The sequence below is a fragment of the Streptomyces sp. NPDC026538 genome (assembly GCF_055567535.1).
This window is the reverse complement of the sequence record NZ_JBVHQG010000005.1, coordinates 41,194-65,238: the sequence shown is the minus strand read 5'-3', so window position 1 is coordinate 65,238 and position 24,045 is coordinate 41,194. Positions and strand designations below refer to the sequence as shown.

Genomic DNA, 24,045 nt, shown 5'->3' with positions numbered 1-24,045 from the left:
GCTATGGCGAAAGGGGCTGCCCCAAGCCGAGGCCCGGCTTCGGGCAGCCCCTCGGAGCCGAGCGAGGAACCGCGGAAATCACCGCCCATCGACACACGGGGTGCTCACCACCCGGACGTGCCCCGGCACTCCGGTGAGAGCACTGTGCCCCGCCGCAGAGCGGCGGGGCACAGCAACCTACTGCTCACCGGCTTCGCCGGCGTGCCTCAGTGGGAGTGGCCGTGGGAGTGACCGGCGGCGGCCGGCTCCTCCTCTTCCTTCTTCTCGACGACCAGGGTCTCGGTCGTCAGAAGCAGGGAGGCGATGGAGGCCGCGTTCTCCAGGGCGGAGCGGGTGACCTTGACCGGGTCGATGACGCCGGCCTTGACCAGGTCGCCGTACTCGCCGGTGGCGGCGTTGAAGCCCTGGCCCTTCTCCAGCTCGGCGACCTTGGAGGTGATGACGTAGCCCTCCAGGCCGGCGTTCTCGGCGATCCAGCGCAGCGGCTCGACGACCGCGCGGCGGACCACGGCGACACCGGTGGCCTCGTCGCCGGTCTTGCCCAGGCCGCCCTCCAGCACCTTCGCGGCGTGGACGAGCGCGGAGCCACCACCGGAGACGATGCCCTCCTCGACCGCGGCGCGGGTCGCGGAGATGGCGTCCTCCAGACGGTGCTTCTTCTCCTTCAGCTCCACCTCGGTGGCGGCGCCGACCTTGATCACGCACACGCCGCCGGCCAGCTTCGCGAGGCGCTCCTGGAGCTTCTCGCGGTCCCAGTCGGAGTCGGTGTTCTCGATCTCGGCCTTGATCTGGGCGACGCGGCCGGTGACCGCACCGGAGTCACCGGCACCGTCGACGACCGTGGTGTCGTCCTTGGTGACCGTGACACGGCGGGCGGAGCCCAGCACGTCCAGGCCGACCTGGTCGAGCTTGAGGCCGACCTCCTCGGAGATGACCGTGGCGCCGGTGAGGATCGCCAGGTCCTCCAGCATCGCCTTGCGGCGGTCGCCGAAGCCGGGGGCCTTGACCGCGACCGCGTTGAAGGTGCCGCGGATCTTGTTGACGACGAGGGTGGAGAGCGCCTCGCCCTCGACGTCCTCGGCGATGATCAGCAGCGGGCGGGAGGCGTTGCTCTGGATGATCTTCTCGAGCAGCGGGAGCAGGTCCGCGATGGAGGAGATCTTGCCCTGGTTGATGAGGATGTAGGGGTCCTCCAGGACGGCCTCCATGCGCTCCTGGTCCGTCACGAAGTACGGCGACAGGTAGCCCTTGTCGAAGGCCATGCCCTCGGTGAAGTCCAGCTCCAGACCGAAGGTGTTGGACTCCTCGACGGTGATGACACCGTCCTTGCCGACCTTGTCCATCGCCTCGGCGATGAGCTCGCCGACCTGCTGGTCCTGCGCGGACAGCGCGGCGACGGCGGCGATGTCGGCCTTGTCGTCGATCGGACGGGCGGAGGAGAGCAGCTCCTCGGAGACAGCGGCGACGGCGGCGTCGATGCCCTTCTTCAGGGCGGCCGGGGAGGCACCCGCGGCGACGTTCTTGAGGCCCTCGCGGACGAGCGCCTGGGCCAGCACGGTGGCGGTGGTCGTACCGTCACCCGCGATGTCGTTGGTCTTGGTCGCCACCTCCTTCACCAGCTGGGCGCCGAGGTTCTCGTACGGGTCGTCGAGCTCGACCTCGCGGGCGATGGTGACACCGTCGTTGGTGATGGTGGGGGCGCCGAACTTCTTGTCGATGACGACGTTGCGGCCCTTGGGGCCGATCGTCACCTTGACCGTGTCGGCAAGCTTGTTGACGCCGCGCTCGAGGGCGCGACGGGCGTCCTCGTCGAACTTCAGGATCTTCGCCATGGGAGCGGTTCAGCCCTCTCGGAAAACGTGGGTGAAACGAACCGCGCCCCCGACGCCCGGCTTCATAAGGTCGCGGGGGCCAGGGGCGCAGCTCAAAGCAGGATGTGCTTGGGGTGAACTACTTCTCGATGATCGCGAGCACGTCGCGAGCCGAGAGGACGAGGTACTCGTCGCCGTTGTACTTCACCTCGGTGCCGCCGTACTTGCTGTAGAGCACGACGTCGCCGACCTTGACGTCGAGCGGCAGGCGCTCGCCGTTCTCGAAACGGCCCGGACCCACGGCGAGGACGGCGCCCTCCTGGGGCTTCTCCTTCGCGGTGTCCGGGATGACCAGGCCAGAGGCGGTGGTCTGCTCGGCGTCGAGCGGCTGGACCACAATGCGGTCCTCGAGCGGCTTGATGGCAACCTTGGAGCTGGTGGTCGTCACGATCCGACCTCCCCCTTCGGAGATCTCACGGGGTTAACTGTCTGAGGTGGCGACCAGGTGGATCCGTCGTCGCGGGTGCCGGACCTGCCCGTCGCGTTGTTGGCACTCTCATCTGCCGAGTGCCAGAGCCGAGACTATGACCGCGATTAGCACTCGGTCAAGCGGAGTGCCAATTGCCTGCGGCGCGGCGCGGAAAAAAGGGTGGCCGGGGCCGCGGTGAACGCCCCTGGAGCTGCCGCCGGTCCTACAGGTAGTCCTCCAGCCGCCCCACCGTCAGGCCGTTCTCCTGGACCCGGCGGAGCAGGCGGGCCGTGCGTTCGCGCAGGGTCAGGCCCGTGGCCTCGTCCGGACCGACCAGGACGATGTCGCCGGGGCCCAGCCGCTTCTCACCGCGGCGGTACGCGATGCCGTCGGCCGTCATCGCCGCGCGCCACAGGACCACCGCCGCCACCCCGCAGTCGGCCGCCGCGCGCAGGGTGGTGGTGTCGTACGTCCCGTAGGGCGGGCGGAAGAGGCGGGGGCGGATGCCGAAGCGGGACTTCAGCTTCTCCTGCTGGCCGCAGATCTCGGCGCGCTGGCCGGCGTAGGGCAGGCCGGGCATGGCCGGATGGTCGAGGGTGTGGTTCTGGACGCTCGCGCCGACCTCCTGGAGGCGGGCGAAGTGGCCGTAGCCGGGGCCGACCACGCTGTCCGTGAGGAACATGCTCACCGGGAGCCGCAGTTCACGGACCATGTCCACGAACCGGGGGTCCTTCTCGGCACCGTCGTCGTAGGTGAGGAAGACGACCTTGTCGGTGGTGGTGACGTGGTCGACGACCGGGGGGAGGCTCGTGTGGAGGGCGAGCGGGTGGAGCGGTGGGTGCGGCGCCGGGAGCAGCGGCGCGGTCAGGCCCCAGTGGCGGTACGACTGTTCGCCGGCCGGGCCGTGCGGCCGTACCCGGTCGGCCGCCTTCTTGCCCAGCCGTTCGATCGGGTCGACGGACTGGGCGCAGCCCGCCAGGAGGAGGGCGGCGGTCAGCAGCGCGGCCGTCGCCCTCGGCCGGCTCACAGGTAGTCCTCCAGGCGCGCCACCGCATAGCCCTCCCGGGTGACCTTGTTCAGAAAGCGGCGCATGTCGTCGACCATCGTGCCGTCCCAGTCGTCCGTGCCCCGGAAGTGCGTGAGCACGATGTCACCGGGGTGCAGGCCGCGGTCCCACTCGCGGTACTCCCAGTGGTCGACGAACACCTCCTCGTCCCAGATCGGCGCGTACTTGATGCCGCAGGACTTGGCGGCGCGCAGGGTGTCGCCGTTGTAGTTGCCGTAGGGCGGCCGGAAGACCGTCGGCGCCCTGCCGAACTGCTTCTTCATGATCGCCTGCATGCCGCAGATCTCGTCCTTCTGCTCCTCGTAGGAGAGGCCGGGCAGATAGGGGTGGGTCAGGGTGTGGTTGTTGAGGGTGTGGCCCTCGGACTGCATCGTGCGGAAGTAGCCGTAGTCGTCCTTGACGAGGTAGTTGCTGAGGAAGGCGGTGTAGGGGATCCGCAGGTCGTTCATCATCCGGAGGAACCGCGGGTCCTTGTTCGAGCCGTCGTCGATGGTCAGGAAGACGACCTTGTGCTTGGTCGGGATCGTGGTGAAGACCGGGGGCAGGTCGTCCTCCTCCTGCCCGTCCACCTCGAAGCCGTCGCGCGCGGTGATCCTCGGCTTCACCTTCGGCGGGGCCGGGGGCCGCAGCGGGACCGCGTCCAGGCCCCAGCGCCTGGCGGCGGCGACCAGGGCGGCGTGGGAGTCGGGGGCGGGCGCCGCCCGGGGCGGCTGCTGACCGGCGGCGGGACGGGCGGTGGAGCCGGTGTCCGGCCCCGCGCAGCCGGACATCAGGGCGGCCATGGCCAGCAGGCCCGCCGCGCCCGCCTTCAACCCGTTTTTGTCATTTTGTACGACTACTCGCATGGCGTCGGATCCTTCCAGGCCCTCCCCCGGAACCGGCGCCGACACCGCCGCCGGAGGCGAACCATCCACCGACTGGCCGACAATGACCCGGTGAACGACCTCCTCGCCCCCCTCCTCTCCCCCGAGGGCCGCGCCCTCCTCGCCGAGGTGCGCGGCACCGCGCCCGCCGACGAACTCGCCGTGGCCACCCGGCTGCGCCGCGAGCACCCCGCCGAGCTGGTGTCGGCGGCACTCGCCCAGGCCCGGCTGCGGCAGCGGGCGGCGGCGAAGTTCGGGGAGGCGGACGCGGACCGCATGTTCTTCACGCCGAACGGGGTCGAGCAGTCCACGCGGGCGAGCGTCGCCTCGTACCGGGCGCAGCGGCTGACGGCGCTCGGGGTGACCTCGGTCGCCGACCTGTGCTGCGGGATCGGGGGCGACGCGATCGCGCTCGCGCGGGCCGGGATCCGGGTGCTCGCGGTGGACCGGGACCCGGCGACGGCGGCCGCGGCGCGGGCGAACGCGGACGCGCTGGGGCTGGCCGGCCTGATCGAGGTCCGGGAGGCGGACGTCACGGAGGTGGACACGGCCGGCTACGACGCCGTGTTCGTCGACCCGGCCCGGCGCGGCGGCCGCGGCCGCATCTTCGACCCGGAGGCCTACTCGCCGCCCCTGTCCTGGGCGATCGAGGCGGCCCGCGGTGCCTCGCACGCCGCCGCGCTGAAGATCGCCCCAGGCGTCCCGCACGAGGCGGTCCCGGCGGACGCCGAGGCGGAGTGGATCTCGGACGCGGGCGACGTGAAGGAGGCGGTGCTGTGGTTCGGGACGGCGCCCGGGGCGGTCCGCGCCACCCTGCTGCCCGGCCCGCGCACGCTGCTCGGCCGGGGCCTGCCCGACCCCGCCGTCCGGCCGGTCGGCCGCTACCTGTATGAGCCCGACGGCGCCGTCATCCGCGCCCATCTGGTCGCCGAGGCGGCCGAGGAGCTGGACGGCGGGCTGGTCGACCCGACGATCGCGTACATCACCGCCGACGAACTGCGCGCCACCGCCTGGGCGACGCCGTACGAGATCACCGACCGGCTCTCCTTCAACGTCAAGAAGCTGAAAGCGCTGCTGAGGGAGCGCGAGGTCGGCACGCTGACGGTGAAGAAGCGTGGCTCGGCCGTGGAGCCGGAGGAGCTGCGCAGGAAGGTCAAGCCGCAGGGGCCGAACGCGGCGACGGTGTTCCTGACCCGGGTGGCGGGGGCGCCGACCATGCTCGTCGGCGCCCCCGCGCGGCCGGCTACTGGTGCTGGGCCGTCCTGATCGTGCCCAGGTTCGGCTCGGCGGCCGGACGGGCGGACTTGGTCCCGGCCGAGACGGGGTCGCCGGCGTTTGTGCGCAGCGCGAACGCGCGCGCGGCCGGGGCGACGCCGTTGAAGTACGGCCGGTACACGAAGTCGTTCCCGCTCGCGCTGACCGACGAGCCGGCCGTGTTCAGCGCACCCGCCGTGACCGAGCCGGTGTCGCCGAAGGCGATCACGGCCTGGGTGCCGGCGGACTCGCGCAGCAGGTAGCTCTTGACCTCGTCGGACAGGGCGGGCCGGGAGGTCCACAGCACGGGCCCGTAGACGTTCATCGCCGAGCCCGCGGAGACCCCGTCCCGCCAGGAGCCGGCGTAGGCGACGGCGACCTGGCTCGGCGTGGTCCACCAGAACTTGGCGACGGCCACCGACAGCGCCTCGCTGTTGGCCCCCGTGATCGGGTAGTAGTAGTACGTCGACGGCCACTTGGACAACGCCGAGTGGGTCAGCGCGTACTTCGCGTCCGCCCCGACCGTGATGACCATGGTCTTGGCCGGGTTGAGGCTGTTGAGGTACGACTTCACCGCCGACGTCAGCGACTTGCCGCTGGTCAGGACCACGCTGCCGGTGCTGCCGGTGCCCTCGGCGCCGGCCGCGGCGGCCGCCGGGAGCGCCGCCTGGTAGTCGGTGCCGCTGGCCAGGAAGACGTACGTCGGGCTGGTCGTGACCGTCTTCGCGGCCTTGACCGAGGTGTCGTAGCGGTCGGTGCCGGAGACCCGCTTCGGGACGTAGCCGAGGGACTTCAGCTGCGTGGACACGTTGGTGGTGAGGACCGAGGTCCCGCCGACCATCCAGACGTTCGCGCCCTTCTTCAGGGTGCGCTTCAGCTCGTTCTTCACCGCCGTCGACAGCCCGGTCTTCACGGTCGTCAGCACCGGGCCCTGCCGCTTGCCGGCGAGGGCGGTGGCGGTCGGCGCGTCGGCCGAGTCGTCCTGGTTGAGCAGCACGGCGGACTTGGCGTCCAGCAGGCCCGGCTCGCTCTGGCCGACGGTGTTCCAGCTCCACCGCGAGGAGGCGACGACCGTGCCGTTGGCGTCGGCGCCCCAGACCCGGGCGGTGGTGTTCTTGCGGACCGGCTGCCAGCTGGGGTTGACGCCGAAGTTCTGCCCGGCGGTGTCCGCGACCTTGGTCACCTCCCCGGTGGCCACGTCCGCGTACTCGACGGTGTGTACGTCGTCGCTGTCGGGCGAGGTGTGCGCGTCGAAGAGGATCCGGGTGCCGGTCGGCGACCAGGACGGGTTGGCGTACCAGCGCGGCCCCGTCGTCAGCTGCTTGACGCCGGTGCCGTCCGCGTTCGCCGTGAACACCTGGTAGTTGCCGTCGGTGTCCTTGCGGACGAAGGCCAGCTTGGTGCCGTCGGGCGACCAGTCGGGCTGCTCGGCGTCGGTCAGGACGCGCTTGACCGTCTTCGCGTCCGAGTCGTAGACGTAGACGCCTGCGTTGTCGTAGCAGCCGTAGTTGATGTCGCGCTGGAAGGCGACCAGGCCCGAGTCCGGGTTCACCGTCGGGTGGGTGTCGCAGACGGTGGCCGGCTCCAGGGCGCTGCTGAGCAGCGGCTCGGGGGCCCACGACCCGTCCGAGGGGCCGTAGACGAGCTGGCCCGCGGTGGAGAAGACGACGTACCGGCCGCTCCAGCCGTAGGCGAGGTCCTCGTAGACGGCGCTGGAGCGCACGCCGTCCGCCCAGGGAAGAGTGATCTTGGTGGAGCCGCTGGGACGGTAGCTGGAGATCTGGCCCGCGCTGGTGACCAGCCGGCTGCCGTCCGGCGCCCAGGCGGCGTAGTCGCCGCCGACGCCCGGAATCTGCGTGGTTCTGCCCGTCGCCGGGTCGATGAGCATGCCCCCGTCGACGAGGATCCTGCCCTCGGTGCCGGGCCAGCTGCCGGCGTCGTCGGCGACGGCGCACGGCGCCAGTGCCAGGGTGCCCGTCGCGGCCAGTACGGCCGCGGTCGCGAGCGCCGCCGTACGGCGGCGCGTGAACATTCTCAAGTTGTCGACCCCCCATGGTCTGTAGCCCCCGCACCGGGGGCCGGGTCACTGTAGTGGCCAACTAGTTGCCCTGGGAACGGAGTTGCGGGTGAACAACTGTGTGCTTGCGGGTTACGAAGCGCACTCCCGCGCCCTGGCCAGCAGCAGCTCGCGCTCCCGCTCGTTGCGCGCCAGCCCCGCCGCGCGTTCGAACTCCGCGCGGGCCTCCGCCGTACGGCCGAGGCGGGCCAGCAGGTCACCGCGCACGCTGGGCAGCAAGTGGTAGTCGCGCAGGGCGGGTTCGGCCGTCAGCGGGTCCACGATCGCCAGGGCCGCCGCCGGACCGTCCGCCATCGACACGGCCACCGCCCGGTTCAACTCGACGACCGGGGACGGGGACCGGGCCGCCAGCAGGCCGTACAGGGTGGCGATGGACCTCCAGTCGGTCTCCTCGTACGTGTACGCGTGCGCGTGGCAGGCCGCGATGGCTGCCTGCAGGGCGTACGGTCCCGGGGCGCCCGTCGCCGTGGCGTCCGCGCGCGAAAGCGCCCGGATGCCGCGGGCGATGAGCATGCGGTTCCAGCGGCGGCGGTTCTGGTCCCTGAGCAGGACCGGCTCGCCGTCCGGGCCGGTGCGGGCGGCCGCGCGCGAGGACTGGAATTCGAGGAGCGAGGTGAGGGCGTGCACCTCCGGCTCCTTCGGCATCAGCGAGGACAGCACGCGGGCCAGCCGCAGCGCGTCCTCGCACAGCGAGGGGCGCAGCCAGTCGTCGCCCGCCGTGGCCGCGTACCCCTCGTTGTGGATCAGGTAGATGACGTCGAGCACGGAGCCGAGCCGGGCCTCGCGGTCCGGGCCGTACGGCACCTCGAAGGCGATGTTCCTGGTGGCCAGGGTGCGCTTGGCGCGGACGACGCGCTGGGCGATGGTCGGCTCGGGGACGAGGAAGGCGCGGGCGATCTCGGCCGTGCTCAGACCGCCGAGGAGACGCAGGGTGAGGGCGGTGCGGGCCTCCGGCGACAGCACCGGGTGGCAGGCGGTGAAGACCAGGCGGAGCAGGTCGTCGTCGATGTCGTCGGGGTCGGCGGGCTCCTCCGGCGGGGCGGCCGTCTCCATCCCGCGGCCGATCTCCGCGAGCTTGCGGGCGTAGTTCTCCCGGCGCCGGACCAGGTCGACGGCGCGGTGGCGGGCGGTGGCCATGAGCCAGGCGCCCGGGTTGTCGGGCACCCCGTCCCGGGGCCACTGCTCCAGTGCGGCGACGAGGGCGTCCTGGGCCAGTTCCTCCGCGATGCCGACGTCGCGGACGATCCGGGCGACGCCGGCGATCACGCGGGGCGACTCCAGGCGGAAGACGGTCTCGATGACGTGCCGGGCATCGGCGTCGACGGAGGGCTGTGTGCTCACAGCCCTCCATTCGACACCCCCGGACGGCGGTACGCCAGGAGGGTCAGCCCTCCGCGATCTCCCGCACCTCGCAGGTCACCGTCCAGAACTCCTCGTGCACCTTCAGGAACCGCTTGGTCCACTCCAGGGCCTCGGCCATGTCCTTGCACTGCATGATCGCGTAACCGCCGACGACCTCCTTGGACTCGGTGAACGGCCCGTCGGTGACGGAGATCTTTCCGCCCTCCCAGTGCACCCGGGTGCCCTGGGCGGTCGGCGTGAGCCCCGCGGTGTCCAGCATCACGCCGGCCTTGGTGATCTCCTCGATCAGCTCGCCCATCCGCTGCATCAGCTCCTGGCTGGGGCCCTCGGCGGGGGCGGCGCTCTCGTCGATCTTCACGAGCGACAGGTAACGGGGCATGGTGACTCCTGGGATTCCGGTGCGGTGCGGGGTCTCTCCCCGCATCTCACCCTTGCGTCGAACGCGCCGGCCCCGGATCGACACGCGCACCGGAGTTTCCCGAAGTTTTTTTCCGCGGCTCTTCCGCACCGGTCTCAGGGCCGGTCACACGGCCGGTCACACGCCCTAGCGCAGCGACTTCCACAGGTCGCTCGCCTCGGGTTCGTTCGCGATCACCCGGTTGGGGTCCGACGGGGCCGTCACCACCGGCATCATCACGGTCTTGAGATGGTCCGAGGTCAGGCCCTTGAGGCTCTGCCCGAGACGCATCAGTTCGCTGAGCGAGTCCAGGCCCGTGTCGGTGGTGAGGCTGGCGGTGACCGCGTCGGCGACCTCGTAGAGCTTGGCCGGGTTGGTCAGGAGGCTGATGGAGGCCATCTGGTCGAGCAGGGCCTTGACCAGCTTCTGCTGGAGGCCTATCCGGCCGAGGTCGCTGCCGTCGCCTATGCCGTGCCGGGTGCGGGCGAGCGCCAGGGCCGTGGTGCCGTCGAGGTGGTGGGTGCCCTTCTTCAGGTGCAGGTGGCTGTCGTCGTCGTCGATGTCCTGGTCGGTGGTCACGGTGACCCCGCCGAGCGCGTCCACCAGCTTGGCGAAGCCCGAGAAGTCGATCTCCAGGTAGTGGTCCATGCGGACGCCGGTGATCGACTCGACCGTCTTCACCGCGCACACCGCCCCGCCCACCGAGTAGGCGCTGTTGAACATCGCGTTATAGGCGACGGACGTCGAGCCGCCTGAGGAGAGCGGGCAGGACGGGCGGGTGACCAGGGTGTCGCGCGGGATGCTCACGACCGTGGCGCCGGTGCGGCCCGCGTCGATGTGGACGACCATCGCCGTGTCGGAGCGGGCGCCCGAGCTGTCGCCGCCGCCGAGTTTCCGGTTCTCCTTGCCGCTGCGCGAGTCCGAGCCCAGCACCAGGATGTTGACGGAACCGGTGGGCAGCGGGGACGCCGACGCGGACGCGGCGGCCGTCGGGGTGGTCACCGCTCTGGCCGGGCGGTCGTCGCCGAGCGCGCTGTTGATGTCGACGCTCTTGATGTTGTCGTTGAGGTGCCAGTAGACCCACCCCGCGCCCGCGACGCCCAGCGTCATGACGCCCGCCAGGGTGAGGCCGACGATCCTCAGTCTTCTCGACCGCCGGCCCACCCGTCCGCCCGCGCCGCCCTGCTCCTCGTGTCCCGTCACGAGACAGGAACGTAAGTCCGAATTATTAGGGGACTGTTAGCGCGAGTGCCGCAAGAGCGTTTTCTTCGGAAAATCTCACCCTTCTCAGGCGGGGTTCAGCCCAGAGACACGGACGGCACCGGATTGCTGCCGCTCCAGGACGCGTTGAACCCGAAGATCACCGAACTCCCGTCCGCCACGGTCCCGTTGTAGGAGGCGTTCGCGCAGGAGACGGCCGTGCCCGACTGGGTGCAGACGGCGTTCCAGGCCTGGGTGATCTGCTGCCCGGCGCCGTATGTCCAGTTCACCTTCCAGGACGAGAGGGAGGCGCCCGAGCAGGAGATGGTCACCTGACCGGTGAACCCGGTGTTCCACTGGCTGCCCACGCTGTAGGCGGCCGAGCAGGCACCGGTCGGCGGCGGTGTGGTCGTGGTCCCGCCGAGCGCCTCCGCGATGCCGTGGTACGCGGGTTTCGGCGCGTAGTTCGCGTCGTACGGCGTCGCCGCCCCGTACCCCGGGAAGGTGCTGTCCACCCAGGAGTCGGAGTCGGTGAAGCCCCACACGGTGACGTTGACGCAGCGGCTCACGGCCACGCACGCGGCGACCACCGACTTGAAGTCGGCCTTCTGCTGGGCGAGCTTGGTGCTGTCGGAGGGCAGCGCCATCCGGATGTCCAGCTCGGTGATCGCCACGTCCACGCCGAGGTCGGCGAAGCGCTGGATGTTCTGCTGGAGGGTGGCAGGCACCTGGCCGAGGACCAGGTGGGCCTGCAGTCCCACCCCGTCGATCGGGACGCCCGCCGCCTTCAGGGACCTGACCAGGTTGTACAGGGCCGTTGACTTCGCGTTGACGCCCTCGACGTTGTAGTCGTTGATGTACAGCCTGGCCGCAGGGTCGGCCGCGTGTGCCCAGGTCAGGGCGTTGGCGATGTAGTCGGCGCCGAGGCCGTCGTACCAGAGGGTGGAGCGGTAGGTGCCGTCCTCGTTGAAGGGCTCGTTGACGACGTCCCAGGCGGCGATCTTCCCCTTGTAGCGGCCGACCTCGGTGCTGATGTGGTTCTGCAGCAGGCTGCTCAGCTGGGCGGACGTCCAGGTGCCGTTCGTCAGCCAGCTGGGGTTCTGGCTGTGCCAGACCAGGGTGTGGCCGCGCACCTGCTGGTTGTGGGCCTGGGCGAAGGCGACGATCTGGTCGGCCTCGCTCCAGTTGAAGGTGCCCTGGGTGGGCTCGACCGACCCCCACTTCATGGCGTTGCCCGGGGTCAGCGAGCTGAACTGGGCGCCGGCGACGTCGCCGTACGTCCCGGTGAGCTTGGAGCCGGTGACCGCGGTGCCGATGACCTTGCTCCTGGCGGCGGCGAGGTCGCGCAGCGGGGTGTCGGCGGCGTGCGCCGCGGGCGCCGTGAACAGCAGCGCGGCGCCGGTGACAAGTGCCGCCAGGGACAAGCCCGTGGATAAGCGGAGGGAGAGGCGGAGGGACAAGCCTGTTCTCAGAGATCTCATTGCGGGGGCCTCCGAAAGTTTCGGCCGTACAACCGACTGGCTTCGGAGGAGTGTGGAGACGCCCGCACCACCCGTCAACACGTCAACATCCGGCCACTCGCCTCACGGCGCCGAGGGCGCCGCCGTACTGCTGCGCACCACCAGGCTGGTCGCCAGCTCCACCCGGGTCGCGGTGGTGGCCTCCTCGGCCCGGCCCATCTCCAGCACCAGCCGGGCCGCCGCCTCGGCCATCTCGGTGAGCGGCTGCCGTACGGTCGTCAGCGGCGGCCCCACCCAGCGGGCCACCGGCAGATCGTCGAACCCGACGATGCTCACGTCCTCCGGGATCCGCAGCCCCAGCTCGCGCGCCGCCTCGTACAGGCCGAGCGCCTGGAGGTCGTTGCCGGTGAAGACGGCGGTGGGCCGGTCGGGCATGCGCAGCAGCTCCAGGCCGAGCCGGTAGCCGGCGTCGTGGTGGAAGTCCCCGGCCTTGACCAGGCGCTGGTCGACGGGGAGCCCGGCGGTCTCCAGCGCGGCCCGGTAGCCGTCCACCCGGGCCCGGCTGCACATCATCCGGGAGGGCCCGCTGATCGCCCCGATGCGCCGGTGCCCCAGCTCGACCAGGTGCCGGGTGGCGGCCAGGCCCCCCTGCCAGTTCGTCGCGCCGATCGAGGGGACGTCGGGCCCCGGATCCCCCGCCGGGTCCATCACCACGAACGGGATCGACCGGCTCAGCAGCAGCGCCCGCTGCGACTCGTCCAGCCCCGACAGCACCAGCACCACCCCGTGCGGCCGCCGGGCCGCCACCTGGTCGGCCCAGGTCCGCCCGGGGGTGAGCCGCCCGGCGCTCTCGCTGAGCACCACGCTCAGCCCGGCGTCCCGGGCCACGTTCTCCACCCCCCGGATGACCTCCATCGCCCAGGCGCTCTCCAGCTCGTGGAAGACCAGGTCGATGAGTGGCGAGCGGGAGGCCTCGGCGCGCCGCCGCCGGTAGCCGTAGGCGCGCAGCAGGTCCTCGACCCGGGTGCGGGTCGCCGGAGCGACGTCCGCGCGCCCGTTCAGGACCTTCGAAACAGTCGGAGCGGACACGCCGGCCTCACGGGCGATTTCGGCGAGCGTCGCCGTCTGCGTTTCTGCGGGCTTCGGAGGCGTCATGACCGCGATCGTATCCCTGCACTCCCCCTTGACGAAGACCTGCGCACGCCATAGGTTCCCGGAACATTCGGTGTGTTGTACGAAACATTCGTGACGGGAGTTTCATGACCACCGCTCCTTGGCGAGACCCCGCACTGCCCGCCCCGGCCCGCGTCGACGACCTGCTCCCCCGGATGACCCTGGAGGAGAAGACCGCCCAGCTCTACGGCGTGTGGGTGGGCGCCGCCACGGACGGCGAGGGAGTCGCGCCGCTGCAACGCGAGATGACCGCCGACTACGACTGGGACGAGCTGGTCACCCTGGGCCTCGGCCAGCTGACCCGCTCCTTCGGCACCGCCCCCGTGGACCCGGCGCTGGGCGCGCGCGCACTGGCCCGCGCCCAGCGCCGGATCACCGCCGCCGGCCGCTTCGGCATCCCGGCGATCGCCCACGAGGAGTGCCTGGCCGGCTTCACGGCCTGGCGGGCGACGGCCTATCCGGTCCCGCTGGCCTGGGGCGCCGCCTTCGACCCGCCGCTGGTGGAGGAGCTGGGCCGGAGCATCGGCGCGGACCTGCGCTCGGTCGGCGTGCACCAGGGCCTGGCCCCCGTCCTGGACGTGGTCCGGGACCCGCGCTGGGGGCGGGTCGAGGAGACGATCGGCGAGGACCCCTACCTGGTGGGCACGGTCGGCACGGCCTACGTCCGGGGCCTGGAGTCGGCCGGGGTCATCGCCACGCTCAAGCACTTCGCGGGATACGCCTCCTCGGCCGGCGCCCGCAATCTGGCGCCGGTCCGGGCGGGGGTGCGGGAGTTCGCGGACGTCACCCTCCCCCCGTTCGAGATGGCGCTGCGCGAGGGCGGGGCCCGCTCGGTGATGGCCGCCTACAACGAGACGGACGGCGTCCCGGCGTCCGCGGATCCCCGCCTGCTGACCGAACTTCTCCGCGACGACTGGGACTTCACGGGAACCGTCGTCGCCGACTACTTCGGCATCGGCTTCCTGCAGACGCTGCACCGGGTGGCGGGCACCGAGGCGGAGGCGGCCCGTCTCGCGCTGGCGGCGGGCATCGACGTCGAACTGCCGACCCTCAAGTGCTACGGCCGCCCGCTGGTGACGGCGGTGCGGGAGGGCACCATCCCCGAGTCCCTGGTGGACCGGGCGGTGCGCCGGGTGCTGCTCCAGAAGTGCGAACTGGGGCTGCTGGACGCGGACTGGGATCCCGAGCCCCCGGCCTCGGTCGACCTCGACTCGACGGCCAACCGCGACCTGGCCCGGCGGCTGGCGGAGGAGTCGGTCGTCCTGCTGGACAACCCGGACGGCGTCCTGCCGCTGGCCCCCGACACCCGCATCGCGGTGGTCGGCCCGCGCGCGGCCGACGCCCTGGCCATGCTCGGCTGCTACTCCTTCCCGTCCCACGTCCTGACCCACCACCCGGAGGTCGACCTGGGCATCGCCATCCCCACCGTCCTGGAGTCGCTGCGCGCCGAACTCCCGGACGCGAAGGTGACGTTCGCCGAGGGGTGCGACGTCTTGGACCCGGACACCGCCGGTTTCACGGAGGCGGTGGCCCGGGCGGCGGAGGCGGACGTGTGCGTGGCGGTGCTCGGCGACCGGGCGGGCCTGTTCGGACGGGGCACCTCCGGCGAGGGCTGCGACGTCGCCGACCTGTCGCTGCCCGGCGTCCAAGGCGGCCTGCTGGACGCGCTGCTCTCGACGGGCGTCCCGGTGGTCCTGGTGCTGCTCACCGGGCGCCCGTACGCACTGGGCCGCTGGCAGGGCCGGCTCGGCGCGGTGGTGCAGGCCTTCTTCCCCGGGGAGGAGGGCGGCCCGGCGGTGGCGGGCGTGCTGTCGGGCCGCGTCAACCCGTCGGGGCGGCTGCCGGTGAGCGTCCCGCGGGTGCCCGGCGGCCAGCCCTGGACCTACCTCCAGCCCCCGCTCGGCCTGGCGGGCGAGCTCAGCAACCTGGATCCGACCCCGCTGTATCCGTTCGGACACGGCCGCTCGTACACGACGTTCGCGTGGGACCTGGTGTCGCGGGGCACGGCCGAGATCGGCACGGACGGTTCGCACGACGTGACCGTGGCGGTCCGCAACACCGGCGACCGGGCCGGCACGGAGGTCGTACAGCTCTACCTGCACGACCCGGTGGCGTCGGTGACCCGCCCGGACGTCCGCCTGATCGGCTACCGGCGTCTGGACCTGGCGCCGGGCGAGTCCCGCCGGCTGACCTTCCGCTTCCACACCGACCTCTCGGCGTTCACCGACCGGGAGGGGGCCCGGGTGGTGGAACCGGGCGAGCTGGAGCTCCGGGTGGGCACTTCGAGCACCGAGGTCCGAGCCACCGTACGGCTGCGACTGACGGGTCCGGTACGGCGGTCCGGGCCGGACCGGGTGCTGCGCTGCGACACGGAGGTGAGGTGACCGCCGGGACGCGGCAGACGGCCTCCTGAAGTGCGGCGACGCCCTCCGCACGGCCCACCACTCGGTCAGCCGGCCGCAAGAACCAGGCCCGCACCGGCCGCGGCTACCTCTACCTGCACACCGCCCTGGACGACCACACACGCCTGGCCTACACCGAAGACCTGCCCGACGAGACAGCTGCGACCTGCGCCGCCTTCCTGGCCCGCGCCACCGCCTGGTTCGCCGCCCGCGGCATCACCATCGAACGCGTCCTGACCGACAACGCCTGGGCCTACACCAAAACCACCTGGCGCCAGACCTGCCACCAACTGGGCATCAGCCCCCGCTGGACACGGCCCTGGCACCCGCAGACCAACGGCAAGGTCGAACGCTTCCACCGCACCCTGCTCGACGAATGGGCCTACCAGCGGCCCTACACCTCAGAGGCAGAGCGGCAGGCAGCGTTTCCCGACTGGCTGGACTGGTACAACTACCACCGACCCCACACCGGCATCGACGGCCTCACACCCGCCAGCCGCGTCACCAACCTGCCGGGACAGCACACCTAGGGCCTGTCCACTCCGGTCGACTCGAAGCGCCAGCGGTGCACCGGGCGGGTCACCAGATCCCCCGGCGGGTCGGGGAGTTCGGGACGGCCCGAGTCGTCGTACGCCCCGTCCCACCAGGTGATCACCAGGACCCGGTCCTGCGGCGCCCGGAAGGTCTCCCGGCGCAGCGGGGCCGCGGGCAGGCTCTGCCCGCGCGCCCACGTCAGCAGCTCCGCGCCCCGGCCCGCCACCGCCCGGGCCTCCCACATCAACGCGACCGTCACGTGTACAGGTTCTCCTTGCTGACCTCGTGCACGTGGTCGTGGTGATGACCCGGGACGTGCGGGTCGGTCACCGGCAGGGAGCTGTCCGCCGAGAGGTCCCAGCTGGATGCGGCCCGATTGCGCGCGACCATCTCGGCGCCGAGGGCGGCCACCATCGCGCCGTTGTCCGTGCACAGCTTCGGGCGGGGGACGCGGAGCCGGATGCCCGCGGCCTCGCAGCGCTCCTGGGCCAGGGCGCGCAGGCGGGAGTTGGCGGCGACCCCGCCGCCGATCATCAGGTGGTCGACGCCCTCGTCGCGGCAGGCCCGGACGGCCTTGCGGGTCAGGACGTCCACGACCGCCTCCTGGAAGGAGGCGGACACGTCGCGGACCGGGACGTCCTCGCCGGCCGCCCGCCTGGCCTCGATCCAGCGGGCCACCGCCGTCTTGAGGCCGGAGAAGGAGAAGTCGTACGCCGGGTCGCGCGGACCGGTGAGACCGCGCGGGAAGGCGATGGCCCGCGGGTCCCCCTCCTTCGCGTAGCGGTCGATGACCGGACCGCCGGGGAAGCCCAGGTTCAGCACCCGGGCGATCTTGTCGAAGGCCTCGCCGGCCGCGTCGTCGATGGTCGCGCCGAGCGGCCGCACGTCGGAGGTGATGTCCGAGGAGAGCAGCAGGGAGCTGTGCCCGCCGGACACCAGCAGGGCCATCGTCGGCTCCGGCAGCGGACCGTGTTCCAGCTGGTCGACGCAGATGTGGGAGGCGAGGTGGTTCACCCCGTACAGGGGCTTGCCGAGCGCGTACGCGTACGCCTTCGCCGCCGAGACGCCGACCAGCAGCGCACCGGCCAGGCCGGGGCCGGCCGTGACCGCGACGCCGTCCAGGTCCTTCGCGCTCACGCCCGCGTCCTTCAGCGCGCGCTGGATGGTCGGGACCATCGCCTCCAGGTGCGCCCGGGACGCCACCTCGGGCACCACTCCGCCGAAGCGGGCGTGCTCGTCGACGGACGAGGCGACGGCGTCGGCGAGCAGGGTGGTGCCCCGGACGATGCCGACGCCGGTCTCGTCGCAGGAGGTCTCGATCCCCAGCACCAGGGGTTCGTCAGCCATTGATCTCGGTTCCTTGTCCGGAAGTGGTTCCGTCGGCGGGGCCGCCGCCTGGTTTCGTCGTCAGGCGCATCACCAGGGCGTCCACGTTGCCCGGCTGGTAGTAGCCGCGTCTGAAGCCGATGGCTTCGAAGCCGAACCGCTCGTAGAGCTTCTGCGCACGGGTGTTGTCGACCCGGCACTCCAGCATCACCTCGGCGCACTCGAAGGCGGTCGCGGCCCGCAGCAGCTCGGTCAGGAGCTGTCCGCCGAGACCGGTGCCCCAGTGCTCGCGGGCGACGGCGATGGTCTGGACGTCGCCGAGTTCGCCCTGGGCGGCCAGCCCGGCGTACCCGACGACCTGGTCGTCCTTCAGGGCGACCACATACCGCCGGGTCGCCTCCGGGCCTCTGGCGTGCGCCAGCTCGGACCAGAACATCCCCCGCGACCAGGCGTCCTCGGGGAACAGGCCCTTCTCCAGCTCCAGGACCCGGTCGATGTCCCACCAGCGCATCTCGCGCAACTGTGCGGTCACTTCGGGGTGACCACCTTGTAGTTCTTGGGCACCTGGGCGTCCGGCCGGCGCAGGTACAGCGGCCGGGGCGCGGGCAGTTCCTCGCCCGCGGCCAGCCGCTCGACGGCGAGCGAGGCGAGGGCGGCCGCGGAGACGTGCCCGGGTTCGTGCACGACCGGGAAGGTGTCCGGGTAGAGCATCGCCCCGGCGCCGACGGCGGGCAGTCCGGCGACCCGCTCGGCGATGTCGGCGGGCCGGTCGACGGCCGGATCCGTGAGCCGGGTGCGCGAGTCGGCGTAGGTGGCCCAGTAGACCTCTTTGCGGCGGGCGTCGGTCGCCACGACGAACGGGCCCTTCTCGACGTCGGCCGCGTAGGCGAGCCCGTCGAGCGTGCACAGGCCGTGCACGGGCACGCCGAGCGCGAGCCCGAAGGTGTCCGCGGTCATCAGACCGACCCGCAGGCCGGTGTAGGGACCGGGACCGATTCCTGTGACGATCCCGGTGACGGCGTCCAGCTTGACCCCGGCCTCGGCGAGAACGCGGTCGACGGCCGGCAGCAGCAGCTCGCCGTGCCGGCGCGCGTCCACCTGGCTCGACGAGGCGATGACGGCCTCACCGTCGTGCAACGCGACGGTGACGGCGGGGGTGGCGGTATCCAGAGCGAGCAAGAGCACGCGAACAGCCTACGGCTCCGGCGCCGCGAGCACGGCCGCCAGGGGCGGACGGTCACTGGCTGCTACGGTCTGTACGAAGTACGACATATACGGCGAGTCAGAGGTGGCGCACGTGTCAGGGACCAGCTCGGGAATCGTGGCCGGCCTCACCGCGGCGGCCGTCGGGACGGTCGGTCTCCTCGCCTACCAGGCCTCGGCCACCGTCCCGCCCGGTCTCGGCAGCAGCTCTGCGTCGAGCCCCGCCCCGGGAGCGCCGGCGGCCAAGGCACCCCGCGACCAGCACCATCCCACCGCCCTGCCGAACAACTCCGGAACGGGTGAACGGGTGGTGTACTCGGTGGACGACGACCGGGTCTGGCTCGTCAACGAGCACGAGCGCGTCGAGCGCACCTTCACGGTGAAGCCCGGCACGATCGACCCGCCCGTGGGCGCCTACTGGGTGACGTCCCGCTCGAAGGCGATCACGGGCACGGACGGTCTCCCCATCGAACACGTGGTCCGCTTCACCACCACGAAGGACGGCTCGGCGATCGGTTTCAGTGCGGCCACCGGCACCACCATGATCGAACCCCCCGACCCGACGGTCAGGACAGGCGGCATCCGCGAGACCCGCCCCGACGGCTACGCGATGTGGAACTTCGCGACGATCGGCGTGAAGGTGATGGTGATCCGCTGACCGCGCCCCCCGAAAGGGGCGCGGGGAACTGCGCGCTCAGCCCCCGCTCGGCCGCACCGGAAGAACCCGCTGGCCGCCCCCGCCTACGCAGCCCTACGGCCCCGCTCAACCGGCCGCACAGGCAGCTCCGGCACTCTCGGCGGCCGAGATACCGCGTCGGCCGCCGCACAGGACGCCAGCAGCTCGCGCATGGAGACTCCGGCGACCGTGAACGGCCGCCGCTCCGTGGACTGGGACGCGGGCATGGACGCCTCCTGAGCTGCGGGGGCGGACGAAGTTAGGTACACCTAACCACGGGCTGGACACCATGTGACCACGCCCGAGTCACGAAATGCAATATCTTGCCGACGCCTCGTCGGAATGTTCACGCGGTCCCCGGCCCACACCCACCGCGACGGCGGACACGGCGCCGCTCGACGCTCAGGCGGACAGCACCCCCAGCTCCACCCCGGCCCACCGCTCCCCGAGCCCCGTCACGGTCACGTGCCGTACCTCGTCCGTGGTGTCCCCGACAGCCCGGTGGATCCGTACGGCGAGCCGGTCCTCGGTCAGCTCCTCGACCTTGCCCTCGCCCCACTCCACGACGATCACCGACTCGGGGAGCGAGACGTCGAGGTCCAGGTCCTCCATCTCGTCGAGGCCGCCGCCCAGGCGGTACGCGTCGACGTGGACGAGCGGCGGTCCGTCCCCGAGAGGCGGATGGACACGGGCGATCACGAAGGTGGGGGAGGTGACGGCCCCGCGCACCCCGAGCCCCTCGCCCAGCCCGCGGGTCAGCGTCGTCTTGCCGGCGCCGAGTTCCCCGCTGAGCATCACGAGGTCACCGGCGCGCAGCAACTTGGCCAGTCGGCGCCCCAGCTCCCCCATCTGCCCGGGAGAGTTAACGATCAACTCCATGCCGTTGCCGGCCGCGGCCCCGGCCAGGCCGTCAGCCTGGCTGTGCCGTGCTGCTGGTGCTTCCATAGCCACTTACGGTAGCCCCTGCCGGCACGGCACCCGCGCGGGTGAGCAGGTCGGCGAGGCGGTCGGTGACCACTTCCGGGTGTTCCAGCATGACCAGGTGCCCGGCGTCCGGGACCAGCACCAGTTCGGCGTCGGGCAGCAGATCGGCGATGACCTCGCTGTGCTCGCTGGGGGTGACGAGATCCTGCACCCCGGCCAGCACCAGCACCGGAAGATCCTGGAAGTAGGCGAGGGCGGCGGTCTTGTCGTGGTCGGTGAAGGCCGGGTAGAACTCGGCGACCACGTCGATCGGGGTGGACTCGATCATCCGCTCGGCGAACCGCTCGACGGCCGGGTCGACCTCCCGGGACGCGAACGAGTACCGCTTGATGATCCCGGCGAACAGGTCGGCGGTGGCCCGCCGTCCCTTCTCCACCAGCGCGGCCTGGGTGCCCAGCGCCTTCAGCACTCCGGGCAGCACCCGGCGCACCACGTTGACGCCGGCGACCGGCAGCCCGAAGTTGACCTCGCCGAGTCGCCCGGACGACGTACCGACGAAGGCGGTGGCGACGACCCGCTCGCGGATCAGCTCGGGGCACTGCGCGGCGAGCGCCATCACCGTCATGCCGCCCATCGAGTGCCCGACCAGCACGATCGGCCCCTCGGGCACGGCCGCGTCGAGGACGGCCTTCAGGTCCCGGCCCAGTTGGTCGATGGTGAGCGGAACGCCCCGCTCGTGCTGGTCGACGCCCCGCCCTGAGCGGCCGTGGCTGCGCTGGTCCCAGTGCACGGTGCGCACGACCCCGCGCAGGGCCGCCCGCTGGAAGTGCCAGGAGTCCTGGTTGAGGCAGTAGCCGTGGCTGAAGACGACGGTGACGGGGGCGGGCGCCTTGCGGCCGAAGAGGCGGCGGCGGCGCGGGGAGACGGCCGGGCCGAGGTCGGGCTCCACCTCGTCCACCTCGTAGTACAGCTCGGTGCCGTCGTCGGAGGTCGCCTTGCAGGGGGTGCCGCGCAGGGTGCCGTACGGTCCCGCCGAGTCCAGGGCCAGCCGGGCCCTGCGGCGCATCCCGCGGCCGACGGTCATCCGCTCCAGGGCGACCCCCGCGGCCGCCCCGGCGGCGAGCACTCCTATGGCGGCCCCGGCGATACCGGTGACCTTGAGCCAACTCCCGTCCGCACCCGTGGCGGAAGCGACGGCCGCCGCGGCGTCCGCTACGGCCTCCGCACTGCTCTCGCTCACGTACCGCTCCTCTTCGCCGTACTGCAGTTCGCTCGTTAGGTGATACGGGTGACGCTGATGAGGTGAGTGTTCCCTATGTTGCTGCTGATACAGGTGTAACCGGGTTCTGCGGTCGCCGAACCCCGGAGGTCAGTCCCCGTCCCCTGGTTCTTGCCCACTCGGTTCCCCGTTCACATAGACGCGGGGCACCCGGGTTCCGATGCGGGTGACGATTTCGTAGGCGATCGTGCCCGCGGCCTGGGCCCAGTCCTCGGCGGTGGGCTCGCCCCGGTCGCCCGGACCGAACAGCACGGCCTCGGCGCCGACTTCGGGTTCGTCACCGCCGAGGTCCACGACGAACTGGTCCATGGCGACGCGCCCGGCGACCGTCCGCCACTTGCCGCCGACCAGCACCGGCCCGGTGCCGGAGGCATGGCGGGGGATGCCGTCCGCGTAGCCGACGGGGACCAGCCCGAGGGTGGTCTCGCCGGGCGTGACGTAGTGGTGCCCGTAGCTGACCCCGTGGCCGCCCGGGACGTGCTTCACCAGGGCGAGGGAGGCGGAGAGGGTCATCACCGGGCGCAGCCCGAAGTCGGCCGCGCTGCCCATCTCGGGGCTGGGCGAGATGCCGTAGAGGGCGATGCCCGTGCGGACCAGGTCGAAGTGGGACTCGGGGAGGGTGAGGGTGGCCGGCGAGTTGGCGATGTGCCGCACCTCGGGGCGTACGCCCTGCTGCTCGGCGTGGGCCAGCATCTCGCGGAAGAGGGTGAGCTGGGCGGCGATGGAGGGATGGCCGGGCTCGTCGGCGCAGGCGAAGTGCGACCAGAGCCCCGTGATCCGGACCAGCCCCGCCGTCTGCGCGCGCACCGCCTCGGCGACCAGCTCGGGCCAGTCACCGGGCTGGCAGCCGTTGCGCCCGAGCCCCGTGTCGGCCTTGAGCTGCACGCGCGCGGGGCGGCCGGCGGCACGGGCGGCCGCGACGACCTCCCGCAGCGCCCACATCCCGCTCACCGACACGTCGAGGCCGGCCTCGACGGCCTCCCGCCACGGCCCGCCCGGGGTCCACAGCCAGCACATGATCCGCACGTCCGCGGGCAGCCCGGGGTCCGCGCGCAGCGCCAGGGCCTCCTCGGGGGTGGCCGTACCGAGCCAGCTCGCACCCGCCGCCACGGCCTCGCGCGCACACCGGACGGCCCCGTGGCCGTAGGCGTCGGACTTCACCACGGCCATCAGGGCCGCGCCCGGCGCGAGGGCGCGCAGGGTCCGCACGTTGGCCCGCAGGGCGGCCAGGTCGATCTCGGCGCGGGCGCGCAGGGGCGCGGTCGGTGCAGTCGCTGTCTCACTCATCGCGCCCCCAGTGTCTCAGAGGCCTCTGAGAACCCTCCGGCACAGGCCCCCCGGTACGGGCCCCGGTCACTCTCGGGTACCCGCCGGGCACGGGTCAGGTACCCGTCCGGTGCCCCCACACGTACACCTTGTCGCCCTTCTTCAGCACGCCCCACAGCTTCTTCGCGTCGCCGAGCTTCAGGTTCACGCAGCCCCAGGAACCGACGGTGGTGTAGATGGAACCGTAGACGGCGTGGAAGGCCTCACCGCCGTCGAAGAACTGGGCGTACGGCATGGGCGAGTTGTACAGGGTCGACCAGTGGTTCTTGTGCCGCCAGTAGACGGTGTGCCACCCGGCCCGGGTCGCGTGGCCCTTCCGTCCGCTGCGCATCTGCACCGGCCCGAAGACCACCTTGCCGCCCTTCTGCACCCAGGTGACCTGCCGGTTGAGATCGACACAGGCGACCCGGTACGACTTCACGGGGCAGTTCTTCTTGGCGTTCGGGTTCTTCTTCGCCGAGAGCAGCATCATCTGGTACCAGGTCACGGGTCCCGCGAACCCGATGGCCGGCTTGATCTTGTACGTCTTCTGGAACTTCTGGATGGCCTTGCAGTCGGACACGGACTGCTTCCCGTCCACCTTCAGCTTCAGCCACTGCTCGATCTGCCGCTGGTACGGCCCGGTCAGCTTGGAGCAGCTCACCTTGGCGACGGCGTCGCTGAGCGGCACGTACTCGACGAGGTCGTAGGTCCCGGGTGCCGCCGCCTTGGGCTCGACGGCGTCCTCCTTGGCGCTGGGCGTGTACACCTTCGGCGCCAGCATCTGGTCGGGGGTGTCGACCTGCCAGGGCTGCCCGGGCCCGGGCGGAACCCCCGGCACCAGCTCCGACTCGGCGACGGCGGTGGGGGGTTTGGGAGCGGTGTCCGCGACGGCGCTCCCGGCCCCGAGGCAGAGAACGACCACGGAGGCGACGAGGGCCCCCGCGACCCCACGCACAGAACCGCCCCGACAACGCACGATTCGTCCACTAATCATGCGATCAGACAACCCCGCAGGGATCAGGATTCCGGGGAGCCGCGCGGGGACGTCACCCGGGGGATGCAGGGGCCTCCGGCGGTACGGGGGACGCACTGCGACCGCACTGCGCCCCGTCAGGAGCGCCGGGAACTACGCCCCCTCAGGAGCGCGGGGAACTACGCCCCCTCAGGAGCGCGGGGAACTACGCCCCCTCAGGAGCGCGGGGAACTACGCCCCCTCAGGAGCGCGGGGAACTACGCCCCCTCAGGAGCGCGGGGAACTTCG

The 24,045-nt window shown here is 71.8% G+C and carries 21 protein-coding genes and 1 pseudogene; 4 read left to right on the top strand and 18 right to left on the bottom strand.

The genetic code is table 11. From position 1 onward, the window contains the following. Window positions 1-206 precede the first annotated feature (206 nt). From groL to ACZ4N4_RS20740, 4 genes are all read right to left on the bottom strand, one after another. Window positions 207-1,832, bottom strand: a complete 1,626-nt coding sequence (groL, locus tag ACZ4N4_RS20755) for a chaperonin GroEL (RefSeq protein ID WP_467590746.1) — start codon at window positions 1,830-1,832, stop codon at window positions 207-209. Between the two features lie 118 nt (window positions 1,833-1,950). After that, window positions 1,951-2,259, bottom strand: a complete 309-nt coding sequence (gene groES / locus ACZ4N4_RS20750) for a co-chaperone GroES (RefSeq protein WP_066995800.1) — start codon at window positions 2,257-2,259, stop codon at window positions 1,951-1,953. Between the two features lie 244 nt (window positions 2,260-2,503). Continuing rightward, complete coding sequence (locus ACZ4N4_RS20745; protein WP_467590743.1) at window positions 2,504-3,307, bottom strand: polysaccharide deacetylase family protein; 804 nt, start codon at window positions 3,305-3,307, stop codon at window positions 2,504-2,506. Continuing rightward, window positions 3,304-4,191, bottom strand: a complete 888-nt coding sequence (locus tag ACZ4N4_RS20740) for a polysaccharide deacetylase family protein (protein WP_467590740.1) — start codon at window positions 4,189-4,191, stop codon at window positions 3,304-3,306. The genes ACZ4N4_RS20745 and ACZ4N4_RS20740 overlap by 4 nt, the downstream gene beginning before the upstream one ends. A gap of 90 nt (window positions 4,192-4,281) precedes the next feature. On the opposite strand from ACZ4N4_RS20740, the gene ACZ4N4_RS20735 reads away from it, so the two are divergent. Then, window positions 4,282-5,475 carry a class I SAM-dependent methyltransferase gene (locus ACZ4N4_RS20735; RefSeq protein WP_467590737.1) on the top strand — a complete coding sequence of 398 codons (1,194 nt, stop codon included), beginning with the start codon at window positions 4,282-4,284 and terminating at the stop codon, window positions 5,473-5,475. On the opposite strand, the gene ACZ4N4_RS20730 is transcribed toward ACZ4N4_RS20735, so the two are convergent. From ACZ4N4_RS20730 to ACZ4N4_RS20705, 6 genes are all read right to left on the bottom strand, one after another. Then, window positions 5,453-7,495: a cell wall-binding repeat-containing protein gene (locus ACZ4N4_RS20730; RefSeq protein ID WP_467590734.1), complete on the bottom strand. Its 2,043-nt coding sequence runs from the start codon at window positions 7,493-7,495 to the stop codon at window positions 5,453-5,455. The two genes, ACZ4N4_RS20735 and ACZ4N4_RS20730, sit on opposite strands and share 23 nt — an antisense overlap. 117 nt (window positions 7,496-7,612) lie before the next feature. Then, window positions 7,613-8,881, bottom strand: a complete 1,269-nt coding sequence (locus ACZ4N4_RS20725) for an RNA polymerase sigma factor (protein ID WP_467590731.1) — start codon at window positions 8,879-8,881, stop codon at window positions 7,613-7,615. Between the two features lie 43 nt (window positions 8,882-8,924). Further along, window positions 8,925-9,281, bottom strand: coding sequence for a YciI family protein (locus ACZ4N4_RS20720; RefSeq protein ID WP_351693607.1), 357 nt, complete (start codon window positions 9,279-9,281; stop codon window positions 8,925-8,927). A 165-nt stretch (window positions 9,282-9,446) separates the two neighbouring features. Next, a complete protein-coding gene (locus tag ACZ4N4_RS20715) occupies window positions 9,447-10,409 on the bottom strand; it encodes an LCP family protein (RefSeq protein WP_467591793.1) in 963 nt (320 codons plus the stop codon). Between the two features lie 188 nt (window positions 10,410-10,597). Beyond that, window positions 10,598-11,980 (bottom strand): endo-1,4-beta-xylanase, encoded by a 1,383-nt coding sequence (locus ACZ4N4_RS20710; protein ID WP_467590728.1) that lies wholly within the window; start codon window positions 11,978-11,980, stop codon window positions 10,598-10,600. Window positions 11,981-12,082: 102 nt separating this feature from the next. After that, entirely contained in the window at window positions 12,083-13,114 is a 1,032-nt protein-coding gene (locus tag ACZ4N4_RS20705) for a LacI family DNA-binding transcriptional regulator (protein ID WP_453569159.1), read from the bottom strand. 104 nt (window positions 13,115-13,218) lie between these two features. On the opposite strand from ACZ4N4_RS20705, the gene ACZ4N4_RS20700 reads away from it, so the two are divergent. Both ACZ4N4_RS20700 and ACZ4N4_RS20695 read left to right on the top strand, forming a co-directional pair. After that, window positions 13,219-15,516, top strand: coding sequence for a beta-xylosidase/alpha-l-arabinosidase (locus tag ACZ4N4_RS20700; RefSeq protein ID WP_467590726.1), 2,298 nt, complete (start codon window positions 13,219-13,221; stop codon window positions 15,514-15,516). A gap of 101 nt (window positions 15,517-15,617) precedes the next feature. After that, a pseudogene (locus ACZ4N4_RS20695) lies at window positions 15,618-16,064 on the top strand (integrase core domain-containing protein); the annotation flags it as partial. On the opposite strand, the gene ACZ4N4_RS20690 reads toward ACZ4N4_RS20695, so the two are convergent. The 4 genes from ACZ4N4_RS20690 to tsaB are packed head-to-tail and all read right to left on the bottom strand — an operon-like array spanning window position 16,061 to window position 18,579. Beyond that, entirely contained in the window at window positions 16,061-16,327 is a 267-nt protein-coding gene (locus ACZ4N4_RS20690) for a hypothetical protein (RefSeq protein WP_467590723.1), read from the bottom strand. The pseudogene ACZ4N4_RS20695 and the gene ACZ4N4_RS20690 overlap by 4 nt on opposite strands. Continuing rightward, window positions 16,324-17,415 carry a tRNA (adenosine(37)-N6)-threonylcarbamoyltransferase complex transferase subunit TsaD gene (tsaD, locus tag ACZ4N4_RS20685; protein WP_450754228.1) on the bottom strand — a complete coding sequence of 364 codons (1,092 nt, stop codon included), beginning with the start codon at window positions 17,413-17,415 and terminating at the stop codon, window positions 16,324-16,326. Before tsaD ends, ACZ4N4_RS20690 begins: the two co-directional genes overlap by 4 nt. Further along, window positions 17,408-17,905, bottom strand: coding sequence for a ribosomal protein S18-alanine N-acetyltransferase (gene rimI / locus ACZ4N4_RS20680; RefSeq protein ID WP_453569210.1), 498 nt, complete (start codon window positions 17,903-17,905; stop codon window positions 17,408-17,410). Before rimI ends, tsaD begins: the two co-directional genes overlap by 8 nt. A gap of 17 nt (window positions 17,906-17,922) precedes the next feature. Then, a complete protein-coding gene (gene tsaB, locus ACZ4N4_RS20675; RefSeq protein WP_453569168.1) occupies window positions 17,923-18,579 on the bottom strand; it encodes a tRNA (adenosine(37)-N6)-threonylcarbamoyltransferase complex dimerization subunit type 1 TsaB in 657 nt (218 codons plus the stop codon). 112 nt (window positions 18,580-18,691) lie between these two features. On the opposite strand from tsaB, the gene ACZ4N4_RS20670 reads away from it, so the two are divergent. After that, window positions 18,692-19,255 carry a hypothetical protein gene (locus ACZ4N4_RS20670; RefSeq protein ID WP_453569170.1) on the top strand — a complete coding sequence of 188 codons (564 nt, stop codon included), beginning with the start codon at window positions 18,692-18,694 and terminating at the stop codon, window positions 19,253-19,255. Window positions 19,256-19,675: 420 nt separating this feature from the next. Here ACZ4N4_RS20670 and tsaE read toward each other — a convergent pair whose 3' ends face one another. From tsaE to ACZ4N4_RS20650, 4 genes are all read right to left on the bottom strand, one after another. Then, window positions 19,676-20,218 carry a tRNA (adenosine(37)-N6)-threonylcarbamoyltransferase complex ATPase subunit type 1 TsaE gene (tsaE, locus tag ACZ4N4_RS20665; RefSeq protein ID WP_453569172.1) on the bottom strand — a complete coding sequence of 181 codons (543 nt, stop codon included), beginning with the start codon at window positions 20,216-20,218 and terminating at the stop codon, window positions 19,676-19,678. Then, window positions 20,184-21,437: an alpha/beta fold hydrolase gene (locus tag ACZ4N4_RS20660; protein ID WP_467590719.1), complete on the bottom strand. Its 1,254-nt coding sequence runs from the start codon at window positions 21,435-21,437 to the stop codon at window positions 20,184-20,186. Before ACZ4N4_RS20660 ends, tsaE begins: the two co-directional genes overlap by 35 nt. Window positions 21,438-21,566: 129 nt before the next feature. Continuing rightward, window positions 21,567-22,763: an alanine racemase gene (alr, locus tag ACZ4N4_RS20655; RefSeq protein ID WP_467590716.1), complete on the bottom strand. Its 1,197-nt coding sequence runs from the start codon at window positions 22,761-22,763 to the stop codon at window positions 21,567-21,569. Between the two features lie 94 nt (window positions 22,764-22,857). Next, entirely contained in the window at window positions 22,858-23,778 is a 921-nt protein-coding gene (locus ACZ4N4_RS20650) for a L,D-transpeptidase (protein WP_453569175.1), read from the bottom strand. Window positions 23,779-24,045 lie beyond the last annotated feature (267 nt).